Source organism: Dysgonomonas sp. HDW5A, from assembly GCF_011299555.1.
Lineage (GTDB): Bacteria > Bacteroidota > Bacteroidia > Bacteroidales > Dysgonomonadaceae > Dysgonomonas_A.
In genome coordinates this window covers 1,464,084-1,490,167 of record NZ_CP049857.1, presented here as the reverse complement: position 1 = coordinate 1,490,167, position 26,084 = coordinate 1,464,084, and the positions used below count along the sequence as shown (strand labels likewise).

Sequence of the window (26,084 nt, the reverse complement as noted above, 5' to 3'; positions counted from 1 at the left end):
TTTAGTTGTAGGGGCGAATTGCATTCGCCCGTCACACAAATATCGGGCGTATGCAATACGCCCCTACAACGTTTCGTCTATTATTTTTGGCTGAGCGAATAAGGTTTCTCATCTTCCGCAAAAGTTCTCTTTTTATTGGGTTGAGAAGTCATCTCGAAAACCAGTTCACCACCGTCTTTTATATCATCGTATGTGATGTATGCTTTGGTGTATGGCTTGCCGTTTAATTTTACCGATTTTACATAACGCATCTTGTCACTGACGCCGTTTGCTTTTATAACCAGATTCTTATCAGGAGCTGTTTTTACTTTCAAATAGGGTAGGTAAGGAGCGCCTATGACATACTGATCCGATCCGGGGCAAACGGGATAAAATCCCATTGCTGAAAATATATACCATGCCGACATTTGCCCGCAATCGTCATTTCCACAAAGACCGTCGATACTGTTGCGATACATACGATTCATAATTTCACGAATCCAGTATTGCGATTTCCACGGTTGAGAAGTCCATGCATATAGATAAGGTATATGGTGACTCGGTTCATTGCCATGTACATAATTACCCATGATGCCTTCTCTGGTTACATCTTCGGTGTTTTCGAAAAATTCGTCGGGTAGGTGCATCGTGAAAAGAGAATCAAGTCTTTGAGTAAATACTTTTTCGCCGTGCATCTGTTCAATCAATCCTTTAACGTCCTGAGGCACATAAAAAGAATAGTTCCATGAATTTCCTTCAATAAACCCTTCACCGTGTGTATTGAGTAAACTATAAGGGGCTTTCCAAGAACCATCGCTTTTTCGGGCACGTACAAAGCCTATTTGGGGGTCGAACACATTGTGATAATTCATTGCCCTTTTCTTATAGGCTTCGGCTACCGAAGTGTTACCCATCTTAAGAGCAGTATTGTAGATTGTCCAGTCATCATAAGCATATTCAAGAGTGATAGATGAACCATTCGAGTTTTTATCATAAGGTACATATCCTAGTTCGAGATATTCTTTAGTACCATCATAATATGGTACATTCGAACTGCTTATCATCGCTTCTAAGGCTCGTTTTTTATCAATATCTATTCCTTTGGAAAGAGCATCCGACACTACCGAAACCGAGTGATAACCTATCATACACCATCCTTCGTTACCCATAAGCGACCACACGGGTAATGCCTTGTGTACACTTTGATCGTAATGAGCAAGCATCGAGTTTACGATGTCTTTGCTTCTGTCTCTATTGATAATATTGAACAGAGGGTGCAATGCTCTGTATGTATCCCAAACCGAGAATATGGTGTAATTGGTAAAATCTTTAGCTTGATAGATATTATGGTCTATACCCCTGTATTGTCCGTCAACATCCATATATACCGAAGGATTTATCATCGTATGATACAACGATGTATAGAACATGGTCTTCTGATCTTTTGTACCTTCTATTTCGATAACGTCCAACTCTTTATTCCATTTATCATTGGCAATGGCTACGATATCGTCAAATGATTTCCCTGCGGTCTCCGCTTGTAGATTCTGAATAGCTCCCAATGTGCTGACTGCTGATAAGGCTACCCGCATTTCGACAGTTGGGTTTGCATCTGTTCCAAAATCGAAATAAGTAATTATTTTGCGTCCTCCTATTTCGGGGAAGTTATGTTGAAGATCGAATTTTCGCCAGAAGCCTACATATTTAGGTTTCTCTTTGTCTTCATAGCCATACGATTTTATGGGTTCCGAAAATGTAATGGCAAAGTAGGTATAGTTTACCCTTGCCCATCCGTTTGTAATGCGATATCCGGTTATCAGAGTATCATTTTCTACCCTTACGTTTGCCCATAATACTTTGCCGTCGTAGTTATAGATACCTTGTGCCAGATCAATCAATATCTGTTTTTTCTCGTTTGCAGGAAAGGTATATTTATGTATACCTGTTCGTTCGGTGGCGGTTAGTTGTGCTTTTATTCCATAATCGTCTAATTTCACTTCATAATATCCAGGACGTGCAATTTCTGTATCGTGAGAAAAACGTGAACGATAGCCCGAGTCGGGATTATCGGCTGTACCCGGATTCAATTTTAATTTTCCCGTTACAGGCATCACTAGAATATCTCCCAAGTCTGAATGCCCTGTTCCGCTGAGGTGTGTATGACTGAACCCCACAATGGTTTTATCATCGTGCTGATAACCTGCACAATATTTGTAAGCATCGGCTACATATTTGCCGTTTATATTTTGGGGTATAGTATCGGTATCGGGGCTTAATTGTACGATACCATGCGGTACACAGGCTCCGGGAAAGGTGTGTCCCATTTTCAGAGTTCCGATCATCGGATTTACATACGATGTAAGCTCTTGACTGACTGCTGTTCCGCTAATTAAAAAAGTAGAGAAGAGAATAGTAAGTATTCTTAATTTCATATCTATAGTATTTTATTTTTCGGTAAGTTGGGATAGGTTTATCCATCAAAACAATAAAAAGGATGATTCCTTAATTATCAATCAGAAATTTTTGATATTCTGCCCATAAACTATCAGTTGTAACGTTTTTGCCTAATACATGCTGCATGGCTTTGTCGAAACTCCATGGAATAATTTCGAGAGTGGAGCGATTAAATTTACGTAAAAAATCGGGGTCTTTGCAGGTTAACCATTCAAGAAAATAGCCTGTTTTTCGGTATCCGTCCATCCAGTTTCCACCGGGTTTGCGATCACTCACAGGGAAGAATCCGTTGTGGAATCGTACCGCATCAGCCATCCCTTCGATGAATACCCAGAATTCTGTTCCTTGTTGATACCCTCCAATACCTTGTGGTTCTAATTGATAAGCATGGGTTAATTCGTGATACAATACGCCTCGTGTTTCGTACAGTACTTTGTCGTCACCTTCTGACGATTCTGATTTTTCGACCCATTGCGAACTGTAAAATATATTCACAACAGGAGGCTGTCCTCCTTTTGCCGATATGCCCTCTATATCTTCGAGTGTATATTTTATCGCTTTTACGTTCGGGATTGAGTCGGATGTTGACCAATATAATGTTTGTACCACCCATAGCGCATGTTGTTGAATAAACGCTTTCGGGTTGGGTACTATACGATTGTAAATTTTAGACCCTTGTGTTCCTTTTGCCTTATCCAGAAAATGGATCGTGGGATATCGGAAATTTTTCCAATCGGGTATTTCCCATTTCTGTGCTAGTGCCGATAACGATAGTACTGTTAACATTACCGTTGCGATTGCCTTTTTCATATTGTATATATCAAGTAAAAGTTAGAATTCAATGTCATAATTTATTGTAATTGCTGCACCTCCTAAAATAGCGAAAAAGGTCTCAGACCTTAAGTATTACTGCTTTTCGATATCGAAAAGCAGTAATATCAGGAATTTACAGATCCTGTAATTGATTGATAAATAAGAATCTGTAGTTTAGTAAAGTTGTGTTATTCAGAAGCGTATCCTGGATTTTGAATCAGGTTAACGTTGGTTGATAATTGGTTGTAAGGAATTGGAAATATTTCAACATTTTTATTGTCGGTTGGGGTATGATCCCACCAGGCTGTTGAGGTAAATTTACCGAATCGGATTAAATCCGTTCTGCGTTTGCCTTCAAATATAAATTCACGTCCCCTCTCTTCAATCAATTCATCTAATGTAAGGGTCGATGTTGTATATTTATTGCTGTTCCAGTCGGCATCGGAAAAGGCTCTGATGCGACATGCGTTTATTAAATCGACAGCTTCCTGTGTGGCATTTCCTCCATTTTTACGCATCAAAGCTTCGGCTTTGAAATAATTAATTTCGGTAAGGCGATACAATACCCAGTCGTTGCTCCAATAATGTGGGTCGGACGATGGACCCGGTTTGTATTTATTAAAGCGAGCACCGCTGTTTTCTTCACCATCGTACATAGTCGACTGTGTTTTACCTTCGCTGGCTCTGTATATGTAATTTACAAATGTAAGTTGCTGACCGCTATATTCTTCTGTTCCCAAAACCGGCTTTGTTGGATCATCGAAATAAAATTGAGGACCGATAAGCATCCATTGAGATTTTCTCAAGTCGTTATCAGCAAATTTATCATAAGCTGAAGGAATTACGACTGCACCGTTGTTTCCGTTTGAAAGACCTCCATAGATATATTTTTGAGCAAAATGATAAAAGTCGCCATTCCAACCGCATTTGTTGGGTGAACTTTGGTAATCATAAGTCAAAACAAACAGATTTTCTTTCGAATTGGTTGTGTTGGTATTGCTGAAGGTTGTTATTAAGTCCGAGTCTAAGCCTAAAGTTCCGATTTGTGAACCCGCTTTGTTTTGCATAATGTAGTCGCAGGCTTTGATACAATCGTCCCAACGGGCAGTTCCTGTCCATACTTCGGCATTCAGATAAAGCTCGGCTAACATGGCATATCCCGCAGCACGAGTTGCCCGTCCTACATTTTTGCTCGAAAGCAAGGGTAGATTATCTATATTTTCGAGTAATTCGGTTTCTATAAACTTAAATACTTCCGCACGGGGCATATTAGAGGGACTTACAGGTGTTCCTACTTCAGTTACTACCGGAATATTGCCAAATAAATCCATTAATTTAAGATAGTGATATGCACGAAGTACTTTCATCTCAGCCACAAATTCGTCTTTCTCCTGTTGGGTAATACCCATTTGTGCAGCATCACGTTTTGCTATATTATTGGCAGCATCGCTACAATATCCCATACCCGAATACATTAAGTTCCAGGAGTTGGTTATGGTGCTTTCTCTAATGTGCCATGTATGATAATGTAATCTGATCCAGTCGCCTCCATCATATCCGTGACGTCCTTTGGTCGTCCAGGCAATCTGATCTGCTGCATATTCGTTCAGCCGCCAGTAACTGTTCTGTTGGGTGGGTGCTATCCATGCTCTTGCATGTGTATAGGGTCTTAATATGGCCGAAATCACTTCATCTTTATTGTTGTAATAGTTATCGGAACCAATCTTACTGTATAACTTTTCGTCCAGATCGGTACACGATCCGCCGGTGAGCACTAGAGCAAATGCTACTAGCAGGTATGAGAATATATTATATTTTTTCATCTTATGTCTTTCTTTTCAGGTCTAAGACCTATTTGTTACTTTGATATGTAAATACTCATCTATTCTTTAAAAGGTCATATTAAGCCCCAATGTGAAACTGCGTGTTACAGGATAGCGATCGGGTTTATCAAGTCCTGTATTTATACCCGTGTCTCTTACTTCCGGATCCAGACCCGAATAACCTGTCATTGTTAAAAGATCCCTGCCTGTGAAATAGACTCTGAAGCGAGGTATCTTTTTATTTCCTGATTTATTGATGAAGTTATAGCCGATAGTAATATTATCGATTTTCACGAAATCACCTTTTTCGAGGTAATAATCAGAATATTGATAAGTATCATTCAAGTCGGCGTGTGTTGTGATTGCCCTTTTCAGAATATTATCAGGTAAAGCTACCCTATTGCCAAATTGCATATCGGTGATATTTAAAACATCAAATCCGAATTTACCTCTCAGTACAATGCTCAGGTCAAAATCTTTGTATTTGAAATAGTGTGACATACCCAGATAGAATTTAGGAACACCATTACCTATTACTCCCATATCTCCGTCATTTATTTGATCGGCAAGTACTTTCTCTCCATCCTTGTTATAGAATAACCATTTACCCGCTTCGTTAAATCCTGCAAAACGTTTTCCGTAAAAATTACCCATTCTCTCTCCCGGATATACACGGATAGCCCTTCCCAGATCACCCATGCCTCCTATATCTCCGTCCAGAATATACGGTTGTTCGTAAAGGTCGTTAGAAAGGCTTTTCAGTGTATTATCGGTATAACTGGCGGCAAGGTCGGCTTTCCACATAAATTCTTTTCCCGATACAGGTATTGTATTTAAAGTAAGCTCAACACCTTTACTTGCAATATCTCCGACATTAATAAAAATATCGCTGAAAATGTAAGGAGGTTGTTGTGTACCGTATTTTCCTAACAAATCTTTTGTAGTACGTTTATATAAATCTATCGATCCACCGATTCGGTTTTTCAGGAATCCAAAATCAAATCCAAGATTCCATTCCTGTTTCATTTCCCATTTTAAGTTTGGATTCGGGTTGGTTGAAGGTCCGTAAGTTTGAACCCAACGTCCATCCGGACTAAGATAAAAGCCTCCTGTTCCCATTGTTATTATGGATTGATAGCGGTCGATTCCAGAATTTCCCGTAACACCATATCCCAATCTTATTTTGAGCAAGCTTAAATAATTTACGCCTTTCATAAACTCTTCATTAGAAGCATTCCATGCTACTGAATACGATGGAAAGTTACCCCACTTGTGGTTTGCTCCAAATTTGGTAGATCCTTCGTGGCGAAGCGATATCTGGGCTACGTATCTGCTGTCATAGGCATAGTTTACACGCCCAAAAAATGCAATCAGTTTATCTTCCTGTTTTTCACTTTCCATTTTTGCTTTTCCCGCAGCCAGCCAGCTTCCTGCACCCATATCATTGTCTTGGGTAACATCATTCAGAAAACCTTTGTTTTCCATTTTGGTTCTTTCCCATAATGTATATTGAAAACTATATCCTCCAACAGCATTTAAGCTATGTTTGCTATTGAAAAGTTTCGAATATTCGACGGTAGGTTCTACTGCTCCTTTTATTTCTTGTTCCGATTCTTTTTTGGCAAAGCCGAGTCCTTCATGCGATTGTTTAGACTCCCATGAATTTACGTTTATGTATTCGCTTTCCAACCAGTTGTCTCTTTGTAAACTACCGAACACCGAGAAGATCAAATCTTTCACAGGCTCCAGTCCCAGTTTACCACTGACCATTGTATTTTGTCCGTCTCTTTTTAACCGATGTGCATTCATTCTGTTAATCGGATTTACCCTTTGCTCCACTTCATCATGTAACCCTAATGTGGGGTTCATGGTGGTAGCAGCTTGCCATAATCCTTCCGAATCTCCGAGTCGGTTTCTATAATCGTGATTAATCGCTAAATTAATTTGGCCTGTAAGCATGTTGTCGTATCCTCTGGCATGTAACGACATACGTCCTCCGTAATTCTTGCGGTCGTTCTGTAGACCAATACCATCAAAATCGTTGTAAAACAGAGATGCTCTGTATGTTGCAGCATCATTACCTCCGGTTATTGCCAGATTATGTGTATGTGTCAAATTATCTTTATCAGCTAGAGCCTGATAGAAATCGGTAGAAGAACCATAATCAACCATTTGCCCGGCTTTCGGATTGTTGGGATCATTTCTAAGGTCTCTGTATTCATTGGCGGTAAGCACTCTGGGGGTTCTTGCCAGATAATGCTTGGTGATGAATGTCGAATATTCGAAATGTAGATCTCCTTTTTTTCCCGATTTTGTAGTGATAAGTATTACACCTGCATTGGCACGGCTACCATAGATGGCGGCTGCCGATCCGTCTTTCAGAATTTCCATCGATTCGATATCGTCAGGCTGAATCAAATCGAGATTACCGTCAGGTATTCCATCTATTACAATCAGCGGCGACTGGCTTCCCGAGAGAGAGGTTACACCCCTTAACTGAAAGGCTGCACTGCTGTTTGGATTTACGCCGCTTGTACGGGTTACATTTAATCCGGCAATTTTACCTTCGAGCAATGACATAGGATCTCTGGCTCCACCGTAGTTAAAATCGTCGGGTTTAATAGATACGACGGCGGTTGCTATTTCCGATTTTTTCAGTGAGCCATAACCTACCACAACAATTTCATCCAATTGCTGTGTATTCTCCTGTAATGTTATATTTAATGATGATTTACCATTGAGAGCAACTTCCTGCGTATTGTATCCTATAAATGAAAATGTGAGTGTAAGGTTTGAGTTTGGTACATTTAAAGAATATTTACCGTTCTCGTCCGAATAAGTTCCAATGGTTGTGCCTTTTACTGCAACAACAACTCCGGGCAGAGGTTCGCCTTGTTGATCTTTTATAAGACCGGTTACAGTTTTTCCGTTTTGTTGAACTTCTTTATATTCTGCTGACGCGAAAGAGGGTAAGTAGAATATAAACAGGAATAATAATAAGTGAAAAATCCGCGAGAGATGGTTCGTCTTGAATTCATCCGGTGTTTTAGGCATAGATTTTTGTTTCATAATAATTTAATTTACGGTAATTATCAATTGTGTTAACACTGAGAGGGATTTATAATGCGACTGCGGTTAGTTTTCACAACACCGGCATTTACATTATTTAGGTTGATTTCACAATATTAGTTAATAAGCTTTTGATGCCCCCATCTTAATTAACCTAATGAGTGTCATAGTTTGCACATGGTAAACTATGACACTCATTAGGTATTTTATGATATAGGTAAAGTTTAGGACTTATGTTTGCGGTAATCGTTCGGAGTCATCTCATATTTCTTCAGAAACTCTCTGTAGAAATGAGACTTATTGGAGATTCCAACCTTGTAGGTAATTTCTTTGACTGTAAGGTTTGTATTAATCAGTAGCTTGGCTGCATAGATCAGCTTATAGTCTTTAATGAAATCGCTGGGAGGCATTAATGTTATTTTCTTGACTTTTCGGTACAAGCTGCGACTGCTGATTCCCAGTTTTCCGGCAATTAATTCGGGTCTTAAGGTTTCATTTTCGATATTCTCCTCTATAATAGAGATTATATCTTCCATAAAACTTTTGTCCTCTTGATGTACCAGTTTTCCTTCCGAATATTCATAAGCACTCTCGGGTGAATCATAGTATTCTTTCAGTTCTCCTTTGGAGGTAAGCATGCGATGTACCACAGAACGGAGCAACTCCGAAGAAAAAGGTTTGGTCAGATATGTATTGGCTCCTGCATCATATGCTTCGGCCTGCTCTTTTGCCGTAACTTTTGCCGATACGATTAATATCGGAATGTGTTTTGTAAACTTATTTGCTCTAAGGCGTTTGGTTAATTCCAATCCGTCTATCTCCGGCATCATAATATCAAGTATTATGAGAGAGGGTGTAATATTCTCTACCATTTTGAGAGCTTCCGAAGCATCGTTTGCTTCTTTTATAATATAATCGGAAGATAAAATCTGCGATATGAGCCATACAATTTCCCTATTGTCGTCAACAACCAATATAGTTGGCTGTGTTGTAATTTCATAAGGCTGGCTCTCTGTTTTATTCAATAATGTCTCTGTTGTCGTTGTTTCTGGAATTTCGTTGTCGATTTCCAGAAAGGGCAAAGTGACAACAAACTCAGCATATTCATTTATCTCACTATTTACTTTTATATCTCCTCCCAACAGTTTAACAAGACTGTAACAAATCAAAAGACCTAGTCCATTGCTTGAAGTCATTTGAGCATATCCATTCTTTTCGATATTGTCAAGAATATAATAACGATCAAATATTTTCATCTTTTGCGACTCCTCTATACCTTGTCCTGTGTTATATATGCTAATAATAAGTGAGTTATTCTTTATGAGTGCTTCTATTTTGATAAGGCCTCCGGAGGAAGTATATTTAAACGCATTCGAGATTAAATTGGTAAATATTTTCTTAAAATACGCTTCATCCGTATTCCAGTAAAGATTGTCAGGAACCGTTGCGGTATATTTTATACTTGTCTGATTGGCAACATGTGTAAATGAAACTAATTGGTTATTTATTATTTCCGATATGAGAGTACGTTTTATTGATTTCGAGTTAAATTCTGAATTTTCGATTTTTCTGAAATCAAGAATTTCCTGTATAAGTTCATTCAGATTATTTACATTGTTATTCAATATATTGGTGTATTTACTCAACTTATCATCCTGTATCGAATACTCCAGAATCTGCTCACAAACTCCGTTTATCAGCGTCAAAGGAGTATAGAGTTCGTGTGTGATATTGGTAAAGAAATTGAGTTTTGTCTCCAATAGTTTTTCTTTCTGCTCCTCTTTTATCTTATTGGCTATAGCCAGTTGTCTCCTCTGTATTCTGATTTTTAAATAATATGCAGTGCCTAATAATAAGAGTATAGCTCCAATTATATAGCATGCAATAGCCCATATGCTTAAATACCAAGGAGGTAGTATGGTTATATTTAAACTGTAATAATCAGAATCCAGAACATCATTCTTAAACTTTACTTTCAAAGTATAATTTCCGGGCGGAAGATTGGTGAAGACCACTTCATTATCATTTTGCAGTTCTTTCCACGAAGGAGTGTAGCCTTCTATAATGTATGAGTATTCATAATCAGAACCATTTATATAGTCTATTGCAATAAAAGAAATCGAAAACGAATTCATCTTAGCAGGTAATTCCAACTTATTTGATTTTTCGTTTAGATATCTTGTTTGAGTTGAGTTATTTCCCGGAAATTTTATATCGAGGAAATTTAAATTCGGTCTGTATTTGGTATTCTTCGACTCTTCGGGATATAACCATACTAAACCGTTGGTTCCACCCCAGAAAAGCCTTTTCGATTGTGGACAAAACCAATAAGCATCGTCAGAGAATTCAGTAACTTTCAGATCTGAATAATAATTATGGAAAAAATCATTTTTTGGATTATACTGCACTAAACCTTTGTTTGTACTTAACCAGATATAGCCATTTTTATCTTCTAAGATACCATGTATCATGTCATTGGCAATACCTGATCTTCGATCGAAATGTTTTACTATATTTTGACCTTGAGGCATTAATTTAAGTTTGGTAAGCCCTGAGCTCGATCCGATATATATGGTAGAGTCTTTGGTCTGATAAACACTCAGAACATCACCAATAGCAGTGCGTTCGGTATTATTCATCGGGATAAATTCGTATTGTTTACTTATTACGTTTAGTCGAACAACACCAAATCCGCCCCGGCAACCTACGAATAGATCGGTACCTCCATTGTAGCTTAGAGAATGAAACTCATTGCATATATTATTGTTTTTTTCGAATGAGTACTTTTTGATTGATTCAATATCAATATCTGATTTTGTCTCCTTTATCTGAATCTCCAATAATCCTTCGCCCGCTGTTGCAATCCATAATGTAGAGTTGCCAACCTCACAGATCGAATGTACTTTTTTTATCTGTTGGCCCGATTTGTCTTCAATTGTATGTATCTGATTGTCTTCATACGAATAGTATGACAAACCGGGACCTTCGGTTCCAATCCAGATAATATTTTTGTACTGGCTTCGTAAGAAACAAAAGACCTGATTATCCGATAAGCCATCTTTATTTGTAAACCGTGTGATGTTATGCGTATAGTTGTTATTTTTTACCGTGTTCTCATAATCAGAAATACGAATTATCCCATCCCCTTTTGTACCTATCCATAAATTATGGTACTCATCTGTATATATTGCCCTGACAGGCTTGTGCAGGTTTTGCGGTATTTGGTCGAGAGTAATGTTTTCAAATAGATTATCTTTCTCGTAGTACATTTGTACCCCTAAACCATCTGTTCCAACCCAGAGGATATCTTGCTTTTTATCTTTCAATAGCGAAAAAATTCCGATTTTTAAGGTTACAGGCTCACTATTGAAGCCTTCGGAAGCTTTCAGTTTAATTAGACCACTGCTTTTGAAGGCAATAAAAATATCTTTGTGGAAATTGACAATTTGCGATATGGATCCGTACTTGTCTATCAAGCTTGACAGGTCTTTTATAAATATCTTCTTTCTATTATCTGTATCATACAGATACAGTCTTTTATCAGAATCAACAATATATAAAGTGTTGTTGTCGAAAAATGAATAAACTATTTTTTTATCGTGAATGCTTTCCTTATTTATGGATAAGCCGGTTTTTTCGGGTGTATGTATATCTTTTAGTTTAATCTCAATAAGATTAGCATCATCAGTTAATGCGTATAGTTTGTGAGTTACAGTCCAAAACAGACTTTTTATCTTGTCAGGTGAAATATTATTGGAGTAAAAGTCTTGAAAAGTTCTTTTTTGTGGCGAATAATAGGAAATGGAATTTTCTTTTACAATTGTAACCGTATTTCCCAGACTGTCACAAGCGAGTAATCTGGCTTCGGAATATTCGGGATGGGATTCGATTACTTTTTTTTCTTTCAAAGAAAACTTATTAAGCCCTAAGGAGGTCGATATCCACAAATATCCGGTGTCAGCATCCGTTATTTTCTGAATAATATTACTGCAAAGCGTTAACTTGCTATCTATCTCAAATCTATATATTTGTACATTTTTGCTGTCATACAGAGTTAACCCATCGTAAGTTCCAAACCACATGTATCCGGTTTTATCCTGATGCATGGATAGTATGGCATTGTTCGAAAGATTGATGTCTTTTTCGTACAGACCGTATGAAGAAAAAGCTGTTGTAACGGAACAGAAATAAAAGATGAGAAAGAACAAAAGGTGAAAAGATATCCGTCTGGTAAAAAAATGACTTTTATAATTCAAACATTTATCCTTAATAAAAAACAGAACAGATTTGATCATAAAAATAACGACCCCTATAATTAGTTTAACAATACTACTACTACGATGTTTTGAATATACAAAAGACCTATGGAAAAACAAGGGTATTAGCCTGTAAAACTAAATATATTATTTGGCTGTTTAGTAAAGTTCTGAGAATAGAGTAAATCGCTTTTCTGTTTTGTATTGAGAATATTATTCTTAGGTTTAATAAATCCGGTACTATTCGGATCGTTTTAAGTGAGACATAGTAATATAATTACGTAAAGGTGAACTGCTTATTAAGATTCTGTCTTAGAGGTTGAAATCAATATTGATGTAGAAGTACTGTTCCGATTTATTTCTTGTCGGATTTAAATTACGGATGTTGGGCGAAATCTTTAGTTGTTTTGCAGGGCGAAACTCTACACCTACAATCATTAATTGTCCATCCAGATCGTTCCATGGCTCTTTGAAGCTATCCGGTTGAGTTGATTCGGTTAGGTCATATCGTCCATATACTCTGAATTTAGGGGCAACTTTTACCGAAGAATAGACGGAGTAGCCATAATAATTTTTATTCTCTATAAATCCTTTATTGTACAAGTGGTTGTATTCTATACCGCACGAGATGTTCTTATCCATATAACCTGCAAATAAGGCTAAGATATATTGGTCTTTGTAGTTTGCACCGGTTAAGCCTGTAGGCAAAGCATCCCTTAATTCTTCACTGTGATTGTAAACATCCCCATAGATTCTGAAGACCGTATTTTTGATGGGGTGAAGGCTTATTCCTCCCGCATAGCGTGCACTATTGTCTTTTTTTACTTTCTTGTACCCTTCTCCGTTTGTGAATGTCAAGTCTGCAGTAATAAAGGGATTGAAAGTATATTCGAATGAAGCTCCCAGATCGACACTTGGAGCCATTTTATTCAGATCCTGATACGATTTAAGTACATATCGGTGCATCCAGTAAAGCTCTTGAGTATTATACTCTAAGAGTCCGATTAATCCCCCGTTGATATTGAAATTTTTATCGTTCCAATTGACAAATGCATTACGTACATATACTTCGAGTGAACCGCTGGAAACCTTACCTGATGCTCCGTCGACTACTAACTGAGCCTGCAATGTACGTGTGAATTTATAGTTGTAACCTAAGAATGCACGTGTTATATCGAACCCTGATGTGTGTTCGGCATTACCTAGTCCTGTACTGTAATCGAGAAAGCCTTTAGCAATAATTGTTCCTGTAGGCTTAAACTCAAGAGAATCTTGTGCTAATAGTGAATGAGAATGAAAAAATATTGTAAGAAATAAGATCGAACTAAGGTAATAAATTTTCGTCATGTTCAATTTTGCTTAAATTTTCCACAAAATAAACAGAATGAGGTTAAATACCAATTTCATTGCTGTTAAGATATTGTTAATAGGAGCGAGTTCTGGTATGTAGTGATAAAAAGGGTGAACGAATGATAGAAAGTATTTAACCAAAATAGAGCTAAATCAAGGTCTTAAACCTTTTGCAACTTAGGTTTGTGAGGCGATCTATGTTCGGTAAGGAATAATTGATAAGTTTTGCTTCAATTTTTAAATTTGTTATTTGCGAGAGTCGTATATTTGTCTTTGTTATGATTATCTTCGCTATGTGGTAATAGAATAATTGTATGTTTTACACTAAATAAATACTATATTTGCACTCTTTTACTCAAAGCATTCATTAGTTATATTACATGACCCCATATGACTTCACTATTTTATAAAGATCAGGAAAAATTCTATGTGTCTGTTGACTGTCTTATTCTCGGATTTAAGAATGATAAGCTGTATCTTCTCATCTCAAAGCGTAAATTTGAGCCATTAAAAGGACAAGATTCTTTGATGGGAGGATTCGTACGATCCAATGAGAGCCTTTCCCAGACTGTTTCGCGCGTAGTATTTGAATATACGGGCATTCAGGATGTTTTTATGGAGCAGGTTGGAGCATACGGTGAAATTGGTCGTGACATTGGCGAGCGTGTGGTATCTCTGGCTTATTATGCATTGATCGACATACAATCTTTTGACGAACAGTTGTGTAAGGTGCATAATGCACGTTGGCAGGAGTTAGATAAAGTTGGTAATCTGATATTTGACCATAATCAAATACTCAATGATACAATTGAAATCCTAAGAAATAAAGCAGCTACCAAACCACTCGGATTTAATCTGTTGCCAGAGAAATTTACACTACCTCAACTGCAAAGTCTGTATGAAGCAATTTATCAGACGGAACTGGATAAACGCAATTTCAGAAAGAAGATTCTGGAGATGAATATTCTTGAAAAACAGGAAGATAAAGATAAATCCAGTTCGAAAAGAGGAGCTTATTATTATAAGTTTAATAAAGAGAAATACGATCAATTACTTCAAAAGGGCTATTTTTTCTCCCTCTGAAATATTTTTATAACGAATAATTACTTGTCTTATAATAGATTATTGCTTCGATAATCTATTGTGAGACTTTTTTTATTTCTAATATGTTTTATAACACATGGTCGATAAGTGTTGTTTTGTACACTTATTGCTAATATTGCAAGTGTAACGAAAACACTTATTTTGCATTTAACCTTGTAATGGTATGTTAGAAACATTAAAGAAAGAAGTTTTTGAAGCTAACCTTGATCTGGTAAAGCACGGATTGGTACTATTTACCTGGGGAAACGTCAGTGCAATAGACCAAAATTCTCAATTGGTAGTCATTAAACCATCGGGAGTATCATACGATGTAATGACAGCCGACGATATGGTGGTGGTAGATTTGGATGGTAATGTGATCGAAGGAAAGCTGAAACCATCTTCAGACACCGCTACACATCTTGTTTTATACAGAGCATTTCCTGCAATCGGAGGAATAGTTCATACCCATTCTACCTATGCTACAGCTTGGGCACAAGCCGGTTGCGATATTCCTAATATTGGAACTACGCATGCCGATTACTTTAAGGATGCCATACCATGCACCCGACAAATGACCTCTGACGAAATCGAAAATAAATACGAACTGGAAACAGGTAATGTAATTGTAGAACGCTTCAAAGATTTAAATGCAGAATATACTCCCGGAGTTTTAGTAAATAATCACGGACCATTTTCGTGGGGAAAGAATGCACATAATGCGGTACATAATGCTGTTGTATTGGAGCAGGTTGCTAAGATGGCATCCATATCATTCGCTGTAAATCCACAATTGAAAATGAATGATGACCTTATCAAGAAACATTTTTTCAGAAAACACGGACCCGATGCTTATTACGGTCAATAAACTTTCTCTCGTAACTCGTAACTAATTAAGTATAACTATAAGATTAATCCCAAAAATTTATATATCATGGAATTCAAAGATTTAGAAGTTTGGTTTGTAACCGGAGCACAATTATTGTATGGTGGAGATGCTGTTGTAGCAGTGAATGCACATTCTACTGAAATAGTAAAAGGCTTGAATGCAGCAGGTACACTGCCTGTTAAAGTAGTATTTAAAGGAACTGTAAACTCTTCTGCCGAAGTATCGAAAACCTTCTCGGAAGCAAATAATGACCCCAAATGTATCGGTATTATTACATGGATGCATACCTTCTCGCCTGCAAAAATGTGGATTCAAGGCTTAAAGGATTATAAAAAACCACTTTTACATCTTCATACTCAATTTAATAAAGAAATTCCATGGTCAGAAATCGATATGGATTTCATGAACCTGAATCAATCGGCACATGGCGACCGTGAATTTGGTCACATGGTAAGCCGTATGCGTAAAAACCGAAAAGTAGTTGTAGGACATTGGTCTGATGCCAAAGTTCAGGCTAAAATAGCCGTTTGGCAACGTGTTGCAGCAGCTTGGGCAGATGCTCAGGGAATGATTATTGTTCGTTTTGGTGACAATATGAATAATGTGGCTGTAACCGATGGCGACAAATTAGAAGCTGAATTGAGACTAGGTTATCACAACGATTACTATGGAGTAGGTGATTTAGTCGCTTTCCAAGATAAAGTAACAGAATCAGACGTAGATGCCTTAGTTGCAGAATACGAAAAAGAATACATATTTGCAGACGATTGCAAAAAAGGAGCAAAAAATCACGGACAAGTACGTGAGGCTGCCCGTGAAGAAATAGCTCTTCGCCGCTTCTTGAAAGACAAAGGAGCGAAAGCATTTACAACCAATTTCAATGCCTTGCATGGTTTGAATCAATTACCCGGTCTGGCTTGCCAACGATTGATGGCAGAAGGTTACGGTTTTGGTGCAGAAGGTGACTGGAAAACAGCTGCCTTGCTTAGAACTATGTGGGTGATGGCGAAAGGATTACCCGGAGGAACCTCATTCCTGGAAGATTATACATATCATTTCGATGGAGAGCAAAGTGCAATTCTTCAATCTCATATGTTGGAAGTATCTCCCGAAATTACAACTCAAAAACCACGATTGGAAGTTCATCCCTTAGGTATTGGCGGTAAAGCCGATCCTGCACGTTTGGTTTTCACAGCTCATGCAGGAACAGGAGTTGCAGCAACCATCGTAGATATGGGTAATCGTTTCCGTATGATTGTAAATAATGTAGATGTTATCGAGCCTAAAGCCGCATTACCCAAATTACCCGTTGCAAGTGCTTTGTGGATACCACAACCCAATCTTGAAATAGGTGCAGCAGCTTGGATATTAGCCGGAGGTACTCATCATACATCATTCTCATATGCATTGACCAATGAGTTTTTGGAAGACTATGCCGATATAGCCGGAATCGAATTGATAACTATTGATAAAGACACAACTATCAACAAGTTCAAATTCGAATTGAAAGTAAACGAAGTGTTCTATTTGCTAAATAAAGCATTACAGTAAGTTAGTTAAGGTTTGACCGATAGCCTTGGGGATGCTTTGATCCTCGGGGCTTTAGGTCTCAACTTAGATAACTGTTTTATTAATCTGAATTTGAATAGAATATGAAATATACAATTGGACTGGATTATGGCTCAGATTCTTGTCGGGCTGTTATCATAGATGCCGAAACCGGAAAAGAGATAGCTTCGTCCGTAAAATACTACAAGCGTTGGGCAGAAGGTAAATACTGTGACCCACACAAAAATCAATACAGACAACATCCCCTTGATTATATCGAAAGCCTTGAAGAATCTGTAAAAGAAGCTTTAAGCAAATCACCTAAAGGTACAGCCGAAAATGTTGTCGGGATATCATTTGATACAACAGGCTCAACACCTGCACTTATCGATAAAGAGGGGCAAGTACTGGCATTGAGACCCGAATTTGCCGAGAATCCAAATGCCATGTTTGTTCTTTGGAAAGATCACACAGCAGTGAAGGAAGCCGCAAAGATCAATGAAGTAGCTAAAAGGTGGCCTATTGATTATACAGCTTACGAAGGGGGTATCTATTCGAGCGAATGGGTATGGGCAAAAATGGCACATGTTTTAAAAGTAGATGAAACAATTCGTGATGCAGCTTATTGCTGGATAGAACATTGCGATTGGATGCCGGCCTTGATAACCAATACTACAAAACCATCTGATATTATAAGAAGCCGTTGTTCGGCGGGACACAAAGCTATGTGGCTCAAAGAATGGGACGGACTGCCAACAGACGATTTTTTGACCGAAGTAGAACCCTTGCTTAAGGGTTACAGAGACAGACTGTTTAAAGACACATACACAAGTGATGTTAAAGTCGGTAATCTTACTCAGGAATGGGCAGACAGATTAGGTCTTACTACCAATGTAGCTGTTGGAGTCGGTGCATTCGATTGTCACATGGGAGCAGTAGGTGCGGAAATCGGACCTAAAACTTTTGTGCGCGTAATCGGAACATCTACCTGCGATATAATGATTGTTCCATACGAAGATATGCATGGAAAGCTAATCCCCGGAATATGCGGACAGGTTGACGGTTCGGTAGTTCCCGGAATGATCGGCTTAGAAGCAGGACAGTCGGGATTCGGGGATATATACGCTTGGTTCAAATCGGTATTGGCTTGGCCAATCGAAAATCTGATTAAAGAATCGTCTTTAATAGATCAGGCAACAAAAGATAAATTAATAGCAGAAGCTTTAGACAAAATGATTCCAGCCTTATCGAAAGAGGCAGCAAAAATACCGGCATCAGAAAGTGGCGTTTTAGCAATTGACTGGATGAACGGACGCAGAACGCCCGATGCTAATCAATTGGTAAAGGGTACAATCACAGGACTGAATCTGGCTAGTAATGCACCTATCATTTTTAAAGCATTAGTAGAAGCAACGGCGTTCGGGTCAAAAGCGATTGTAGATCGTTTCCTCGAAAATGGCATCGAAATAGAAAGTGTAATAGGAATAGGAGGTATTTCATTGAAATCGCCCCTTGTTATGCAAACACTGGCAGATGTATTGGGTATGCCTATTAAAGTAGCTAAATCCGAACAAGCCTGTGCCTTTGGTGCAGCCATGTTTGCCGCAGTAGCAGCCGGCGTACATCCTACGATAAAAGAAGCACAAGCCGCCATGGGGCAAGGTTTTGCTTTCGAATATCAGCCGAATATGGATAATCACCGTATTTATATGTTGGTATACGAAAAGTACCGGAAGCTTGGAAAATTTACTGAAACAGAATTATTTTCATAACCTTTTAGAGTTTTTATTGCCTTGGCAGGTAGAACCAAAAAGGTAGTTATGGCTATAAAATGGAGTACTAAATAGTTGAAATTACTTAAATGATCTTATACATATGAATTGGAATTCACATGAGTTTATTTGGCTGGACTGGTTGATTATTGCCGTAGGTATCCTGGCAGTAACATGGGCTGTTTGGCGTTCGGTACAAAAAGACAAACGTTTGCAGCAGGGAGCCAATAGCGAGGACTACCTGTTTGGTAAAGGCGAGCCATGGTATATCATTGGAGCAGCTATTTTTGCTGCAAATATCGGTTCGGAACACCTTGTCGGGCTTGCCGGAACAGGAGCAAAAGCAGGTGTGGGTATGGCACACTGGGAAATGCAAGGCTGGATGATACTCCTCTTGGGGTGGCTCTTTGTACCTTTCTATCAGTTGATGAATAATAAGATGGGCAAAATTATCACCATGCCCGACTTCCTTAAATACCGTTATACGCCTGCTACAGGTTCGTGGTTGTCTATCATTACCCTTATTGCGTATGTATTGACCAAAGTAAGTGTAACAGCCTTCACCGGTGGTATTTTTATGGAGAGCCTTCTGGGCTTGCCTTTCTGGTATGGGGCAATCGGTTTGATAGTCTTAACGGGTATATTTACGGTTTTGGGAGGAATGAAAGGTGTAATGACCCTCTCTGCAATTCAAACACCTATACTTATCATTGGCTCGTTTCTCGTGCTTTTCTTAGGATTATCAGCACTCGGATACGGAAGTATTGCTGATGGATGGACTGCGATGATTGACTATTCTAAAACACTAAACGTTGGACCCGACGGAGTTGCACACGGTACAAATCACATGTTCCACTTCAATACGGGCGATCCGTTGTATGACGATTATCCCGGCTTCTGGGTATTTATCGGAGCATCCATTATCGGTTTTTGGTATTGGTGTACCGATCAGCATATCGTTCAGCGTGTGCTCGGACAACGCAAAGGAGAGGATAACGATGTTGTGATGAAACGTGCACGCAGAGGTACAATCGCTGCCGGCTATTTCAAGTTGTTGCCTGTATTTATGTTCCTTATACCGGGTATGGTAGCTGCTGCATTGGCAGCACGTCCCGACAGTGGATTCACATTGGATCACCCTGATACCGCCTTTGGGTCAATGGTTAAATTTGTATTACCTGCCGGTGTAAAAGGTATTGTTACCATCGGTTTTATATCTGCATTGGTTGCTTCTTTGGCGGCATTCTTCAACTCTTGTGCTACGCTGTTTACGGAAGATTTTTATAAACCGAAGTTCAAAGAGAAGAGTGAAGCTACCTACGTTATGGTAGGTCGTGTTGCAACAATTGTTGTAGTAATACTTGGTATTATATGGATACCTATTATGATGAGCCTCGGTAGCCTTTACGATTATCTGCAAGGTATTCAATCGCTGCTTGCACCTGCCATGGTAGCAGTATTCGCATTGGGTATATTTTCTAAAAGAATCACTCCGAAAGCAGGAGAAGCAGGTATGATAGTCGGTTTTATTATCGGTATGGCTCGCTTGCTGACCAATATCTTTACCAATACGGGTAAAGACGTAATGACGGGTTGGTACTGGGAGTGTACAACTTGGTTTTGGCAGACCAACTGGCTTATCTTCGAAGTATGGTTGCTTGTCTTCATCATGCTGATGATGGTTGTAGTGTCGTTTTTCACTCCAAAGCCAACTGCTCAACAGATAGAAGCTATCACTTTCACCGATGACTATAAGAAAATTATCGGAAAGAGCTGGAACAAGTGGGATGTTATTGCATCCCTTGGTGTAGTCGCCCTTTGTGGATTATTCTATTGGTATTTCTGGTAAGAAGATGTATTCTTTAAGTAAAATAAGAGACAATATATATAAAGTAGCGTTAAATATTTAATGAGATATCTTTATTGGTAGGGGCAGACCTATGTGTCTGTAAACTTCAGGTGAACAGAGAGATTCACACCCTACAACCCAAACAATAAAAAGCTCTGAGAGCTTATCTAGTTATTTTGTATTTCTTGATTATTCTCACTGTTAGCAACTAAAGAGCAGTGAGAATTTTCTATCTTTAAAGTCTTGAATCTTATTTTGATAAACAACAAATAGTGACAGTTATATTTTATAATTCTAACTGCCTTTAGAGATTATGCTTATCAAAGCAATAAAAAGCTCTGAGAGCTTTATAAACAACCAAAACTTATACATATATGAAAAAGATTTTTTATTTAGGGATTGCCCTTTGTTTGTTCTCATGTAATAATAAACCAACTACACCACCACAAGTAGAAGGCTCCCAAATTACCTTAATGGCAGATTCTGCATTTACAAAAACAGTAGATGGCAAAGAAATCAAACTTTACACACTCGATTCGGGAAATGGGATAACCATGCAGGTATCTAATTTCGGAGGAAGAGTTATTTCTCTTTGGACTCCCGATAAGGATGGAAAGTATGAGGATATTGTTTTGGGACATAACAACATCAACGAATACATAAACTACGAAGGCGAACGCTTCTTGGGTCCCGTTGTCGGTCGATTTGCCAATCGTATTGCCAAAGGAAAGTTCACACTTGACGGAGTAAAATATCAATTACCTGTTAATAACAATGGACAGACTTTACATGGTGGACCCGATAGTTTCGATATGAAAGTTTGGAACGTAGATAGTGTCAGCAAAAATCAGATTCAATTGTCTTATATTTCTCCCGATGGTGAGGAGGGATTTCCGGGAACTGTAAAAGTGACAATGACATATACCCTTACTCCTGAAAATGAATTTAAGATAACTTATAGTGCTACAACTGATAAGCCTACACATGTAAACCTATCGCATCATTCGTTATTTAATTTAAAGGGAGTCGGAAATGGTGCGATTACCGATCACATATTGACTCTAAATGCAAGTGCAATTACTCCTGTGGATACTGTTTTGATACCAACCGGTAAAATTACGTTGGTCGAAGGAACTCCATTTGATTTTAGAACACCAACAGCTATCGGAGCAAGAATAGATGCTGATGACGAACAACTGAAAAATGGTTTAGGATACGATCACAACTGGGTAGTAGACCGCAAAACTGAAAAAGACGTAGAGCTTATAGCAAGCCTATATGAACCCACTAGTGGTAGAGTAATGGAAGTATGGTCAGACCAGCCCGGTATACAATTTTATAGCGGTAATTTCTTCGATGGAAAAGTTATAGGTAAATACGGTAAGGCTCATAAATTCAGAGAAGCGGTGGCTTTGGAAACTCAAAAGTATCCTGATACACCCAATCAACCTCAATTTCCATCTACCCGATTAAATCCGGGAGAAGAATATACACAAACTTGTATTTATAAGTTTTCGACAAAGAAATAAAAGGTCTCAGGTCTTTTATTAATGAGCTGTAGGGGTGAACCTATGTGTTCCCCACAGAGGGCAGGCACATAGGTCTGCCCCTACAAATGAAAACGCAACACAATTAAATATCAGAATGATAACTGAAAAAGAAAAAATGTTTGCCGGAGAACCTTATTGGGCACATAGCGAAGAAATGACAGCTATACGTTCCGAAGTAAAAAAGCTACTCCATAAACTGAATGTGACCGAATACCATACCGATAAATTCCGTGATGTAATGAGGGAACTGTTTCCCAACTCGGCAAAGAATTTTTATACAGAGCCACCCTTTTATTGCGATTACGGAGATCATATATATGCAGGCGATAAAGTATTTATCAATTTCGGAGCAGTTATTTTGGATGGAGCAAAGGTTACCATTGGAGATGGCACATTGATAGCTCCCGGAGTACATATTTATACGGCTCAACACCCTTTAGATGCCGACGAGCGAGATGTGTGGGAAGACTGTAAACCCGTAACAATAGGTAAACGTTGCTGGATTGGTGGACATTCGACTATTTGCCCCGGAGTAACCATTGGCGACAGATGTGTTATCGGAGCAGGATCGGTAGTAACTAAAGATATTCCGTCTGATTCATTAGCGGTTGGTAATCCGGCAAAGGTGATCCGCAAATTGAATAAGGGAGAAGATTTGTCGAAAGTAATAAGCTCTTGATTCTGATTTTTTTCTAAATTTGAAATACAGATAAGAAAGCAGTTGCAAGTTATTTGCAACTGCTTTTTTGTTTTCACCTCCCGATGATTTTCTTCAGGGTTGAATTATAGTAGATTGTCATTTGTTGACAGAGATTAACATTTAAAAATACATGGGCGTTTTTTGAGTATCTGAAAACCATGTAAAAAGTAATTTCTGAAATTAACAAGCTAATTTTCTATATTTGTAGATAATAAAGTCTTTTTTATTATGAAACTAGTTGTGCATTTCGTTTTACTATTACTTTTTCCCCTAAATATTTTTTCTCAAGGATTACGATTTCATGGAAATGAAAGTGTAATTAATGAGAGAACTTCATATTCTGTATTTGAAAATGGATCTCCGGCTTTTACTGAAAAGCTGGTTATTAATTTCGAATTATCGTTGCTGCCACCCTCTAATGTCGGTTATATTTTCAGATTGAAAGATACTAACCTCAATACAACTTATAATTTGATGTATGATAATGAAGGGCGTGAAAATACCGTCTTTAAATTTAATGAAGAGGGGCGAAACAATTTAATTACCAGTATTTTCAAGAAAGAAGAACTCTCTAATTGCCAGTGGGTGAGTATCAGCTTATCATTTGATCTCCAACAAGACTCCATGACTTTGAAGATTAATGATAAAGAAACAAGAATAGGAGGATTGAATCTTCTTGAAAAATGGAATCCTGTTATCTATTTCGGTAAAAGTGAGCATGTTGTCGATATACCCTCATTTGCCATTAAAAACGTGATTATTAAAGATACACAGCAGGAATATTTTTTTCATTTAAATGAAAATGAGGGAGAGTTTGTGCATGACTCGAAAGGTAAGGCCAGAGGTCACGTTTCCAGTCCTGTTTGGTTGATAAATAATGCCTACTACTGGGCACCAAGAGCTTCTTTCAAATCAAAAAATGTAGCAGGCTTGAATTTTAATAGCCAGACTCAGGATATATACTTTTTTGATAAAGATTCGATCACATTTTTCAATGTCCGTTCTAATGCTGTATCATCTAAAAAATATGAAAACGAATTACCTGTAAAGCTCAAGCTCGGTATGAGTTTTGTGGATAAGGCAGACAATCGTTTATATGCATACGAGGTATATTCTGAAGAAGCGGCTGAGGTCGCTACCTCTGCTTATCTTGATCTCAATACTTTAATGTGGACAACAGAGAGTGTAGACAGGTTACCGACTCAACTGCATCATCACAACAGTTATTATGATGCAGCTAATCACCGCTATCTCGTATTTGGCGGATTTGGAAGTCAGCATTATAACAAAGAATTTTATTCGTATGACTTGATCGAAAAAAAATGGAGCCGACTATCATTCGAAGGAGATAGGATAACTCCCCGATACTTCTCCTCGATGTGCTATAAAAAGGAAGAAAACTCCTTATACGTTTTTGGAGGTATGGGAAATGATTCGGGAGATCAAACTATTGGTCGTCGTTATTATTATGATTTATATAAAGTTGACCTCAATGAAAAGAAGATCACTAAATTATGGGAAATACCTTGGCATGGAGATAATGTAGTTCCCGTGCGTAGTATGATAATGCTCGACGATTCATGTTTCTATACTTTATGTTATCCTGAACATTTTTCGAATACATCGTTGAAACTGTACCGTTTTTCTGTTAAAGACGGGAGTTTCGATATTCTTGGAGATTCAATTCCTATTCGTTCCGATAAAATTACGACAAATGCCAATTTATATTATAATGAAAAGTTGAATGAGTTATACTGCACCGTTCAGGAATTCGATGCCAGCGATATATCGTCAGTAGCCCGTGTGTACTCTTTATCTTTTCCACCCATAAGTCTTGAAGAACTTTCGGGAATGGGCAAAGATGAATCGATGCTCTACATTTGGGGTGTTATTATTGGGGTGTTTGTTGTAGGAGGTGTGTGTGTATTTTATGTAAAGCGAAGAGCGAAAAAAACAAATACTGATACTCACGAAGCTCTGAGTGTTTTAGAGCGTCAGGATGAAATGTCTCAGGAATCTTTTGAAAGAAAAGATCAGCCCAATTCAATCTATCTCTTTGGTGAATTTACGGTAAGGGATCGAAATAATAAAGACATTACCTACATGTTCAGTACAAAGCTGAAACAAACTTTTCTGCTGATTCTTCAATATAGTCTCGAAGACGGTATCTCGTCACAGCAATTGAGTGATATTCTTTGGCCTGATAAATCTGAAAATAAAGCAAAGAATCTGAAAGGTGTAACACTTAACCATATACGTAAAGCCTTAGCTGAGCTTAATAATGTAGAACTTATTCACGATAAAGGATTCTTCAAGATTGTATTATCCGATGGATGTTATTGTGATTACAAGCGGTTTTTTGAAATAATCAAAGGGGAGAATATAGTTAATAACAAAGAGCTGATTGAGATTCTGATAAGAGGTAAATTTCTGAAAAATACCGAAGACGAAATGTTCGATTCTTTTAAACTGGAAATTGAAAATAAAGCGGAATCTATTTTACAAATGGAAATAGAAAGCAGATATGCTCAGCAAGATTATCAAACAACCTTACTGCTTGTTGATACTCTTTTTAATATTGATTCACTCAACGAGGAAGCCTTGTATTATCAAATACATTCTCTTATAAAATTGAAAATGCCCGATCAGGCAAAAAATAAATATCTATTATTCTCTGCAGAATATAAGAAGGTAATGAATGAAAATTATTCTATCGGTTTTACCTCTCTGTTGAATGACAACAAAGCATAATTAGACTTACTGGAGAGAGAGAATTGCGTCTGCACAAGTACTTGTAGGCTGATTCGTCTTGTGTGTATAGGTATTGTGTAATATTCTTCTTTTTTTACACATATTGATTAAATGTATGCAGATTAATAAAATAAGTTAACCTTCTAACCCTTTTTTAATCGCAAATTAACCCAATAGTTAACCATGCCCGCATACATT

At 37.9% G+C, this 26,084-nt stretch carries 14 protein-coding genes; 8 read left to right on the top strand and 6 right to left on the bottom strand.

Going from position 1 to position 26,084, the window contains the following annotated elements; genetic code table 11:
* Window positions 1-80 precede the first annotated feature (80 nt).
* The 6 genes from G7050_RS06145 to G7050_RS06120 all read right to left on the bottom strand — a co-directional run bounded on the left by G7050_RS06145 (window position 81) and on the right by G7050_RS06120 (window position 13,741).
* Window positions 81-2,411: a GH92 family glycosyl hydrolase gene (locus G7050_RS06145; RefSeq protein WP_166112687.1), complete on the bottom strand. Its 2,331-nt coding sequence runs from the start codon at window positions 2,409-2,411 to the stop codon at window positions 81-83.
* Between the two features lie 70 nt (window positions 2,412-2,481).
* Entirely contained in the window at window positions 2,482-3,243 is a 762-nt protein-coding gene (locus tag G7050_RS06140) for a basic secretory protein-like protein (RefSeq protein ID WP_166112684.1), read from the bottom strand.
* Window positions 3,244-3,434: 191 nt separating this feature from the next.
* Window positions 3,435-5,069 (bottom strand): RagB/SusD family nutrient uptake outer membrane protein, encoded by a 1,635-nt coding sequence (locus G7050_RS06135; protein ID WP_166112681.1) that lies wholly within the window; start codon window positions 5,067-5,069, stop codon window positions 3,435-3,437.
* Between the two features lie 66 nt (window positions 5,070-5,135).
* On the bottom strand, window positions 5,136-8,138 hold the full coding sequence (locus G7050_RS06130) for a SusC/RagA family TonB-linked outer membrane protein (protein WP_255499267.1): 3,003 nt from the start codon (window positions 8,136-8,138) through the stop codon (window positions 5,136-5,138).
* A 224-nt stretch (window positions 8,139-8,362) separates the two neighbouring features.
* Complete coding sequence (locus tag G7050_RS06125; RefSeq protein ID WP_166112678.1) at window positions 8,363-12,394, bottom strand: response regulator; 4,032 nt, start codon at window positions 12,392-12,394, stop codon at window positions 8,363-8,365.
* A 312-nt stretch (window positions 12,395-12,706) separates the two neighbouring features.
* Complete coding sequence (locus G7050_RS06120) at window positions 12,707-13,741, bottom strand: hypothetical protein (RefSeq protein ID WP_255499266.1); 1,035 nt, start codon at window positions 13,739-13,741, stop codon at window positions 12,707-12,709.
* A 393-nt stretch (window positions 13,742-14,134) separates the two neighbouring features.
* Between G7050_RS06120 and G7050_RS06115 the strand changes: the two genes are divergently transcribed.
* The 8 genes from G7050_RS06115 to G7050_RS06080 all read left to right on the top strand — a co-directional run bounded on the left by G7050_RS06115 (window position 14,135) and on the right by G7050_RS06080 (window position 25,886).
* Entirely contained in the window at window positions 14,135-14,827 is a 693-nt protein-coding gene (locus tag G7050_RS06115; protein WP_166112675.1) for an NUDIX domain-containing protein, read from the top strand.
* Window positions 14,828-15,011: 184 nt separating this feature from the next.
* Window positions 15,012-15,695 carry an L-ribulose-5-phosphate 4-epimerase gene (gene araD, locus G7050_RS06110; RefSeq protein WP_166112672.1) on the top strand — a complete coding sequence of 228 codons (684 nt, stop codon included), beginning with the start codon at window positions 15,012-15,014 and terminating at the stop codon, window positions 15,693-15,695.
* 66 nt (window positions 15,696-15,761) lie between these two features.
* Window positions 15,762-17,267, top strand: a complete 1,506-nt coding sequence (gene araA / locus G7050_RS06105; protein ID WP_166112669.1) for an L-arabinose isomerase — start codon at window positions 15,762-15,764, stop codon at window positions 17,265-17,267.
* Between the two features lie 101 nt (window positions 17,268-17,368).
* On the top strand, window positions 17,369-19,036 hold the full coding sequence (locus G7050_RS06100; RefSeq protein ID WP_166112666.1) for a ribulokinase: 1,668 nt from the start codon (window positions 17,369-17,371) through the stop codon (window positions 19,034-19,036).
* A gap of 103 nt (window positions 19,037-19,139) precedes the next feature.
* Window positions 19,140-20,885 carry a sodium:solute symporter gene (locus G7050_RS06095; RefSeq protein ID WP_166112663.1) on the top strand — a complete coding sequence of 582 codons (1,746 nt, stop codon included), beginning with the start codon at window positions 19,140-19,142 and terminating at the stop codon, window positions 20,883-20,885.
* A gap of 374 nt (window positions 20,886-21,259) precedes the next feature.
* Entirely contained in the window at window positions 21,260-22,414 is a 1,155-nt protein-coding gene (locus G7050_RS06090; protein ID WP_166112658.1) for an aldose epimerase family protein, read from the top strand.
* A 115-nt stretch (window positions 22,415-22,529) separates the two neighbouring features.
* Window positions 22,530-23,114 carry a sugar O-acetyltransferase gene (locus tag G7050_RS06085; protein WP_166112655.1) on the top strand — a complete coding sequence of 195 codons (585 nt, stop codon included), beginning with the start codon at window positions 22,530-22,532 and terminating at the stop codon, window positions 23,112-23,114.
* A gap of 249 nt (window positions 23,115-23,363) precedes the next feature.
* Window positions 23,364-25,886, top strand: a complete 2,523-nt coding sequence (locus G7050_RS06080) for a kelch repeat-containing protein (RefSeq protein ID WP_166112652.1) — start codon at window positions 23,364-23,366, stop codon at window positions 25,884-25,886.
* Window positions 25,887-26,084: the final 198 nt, after the last annotated feature.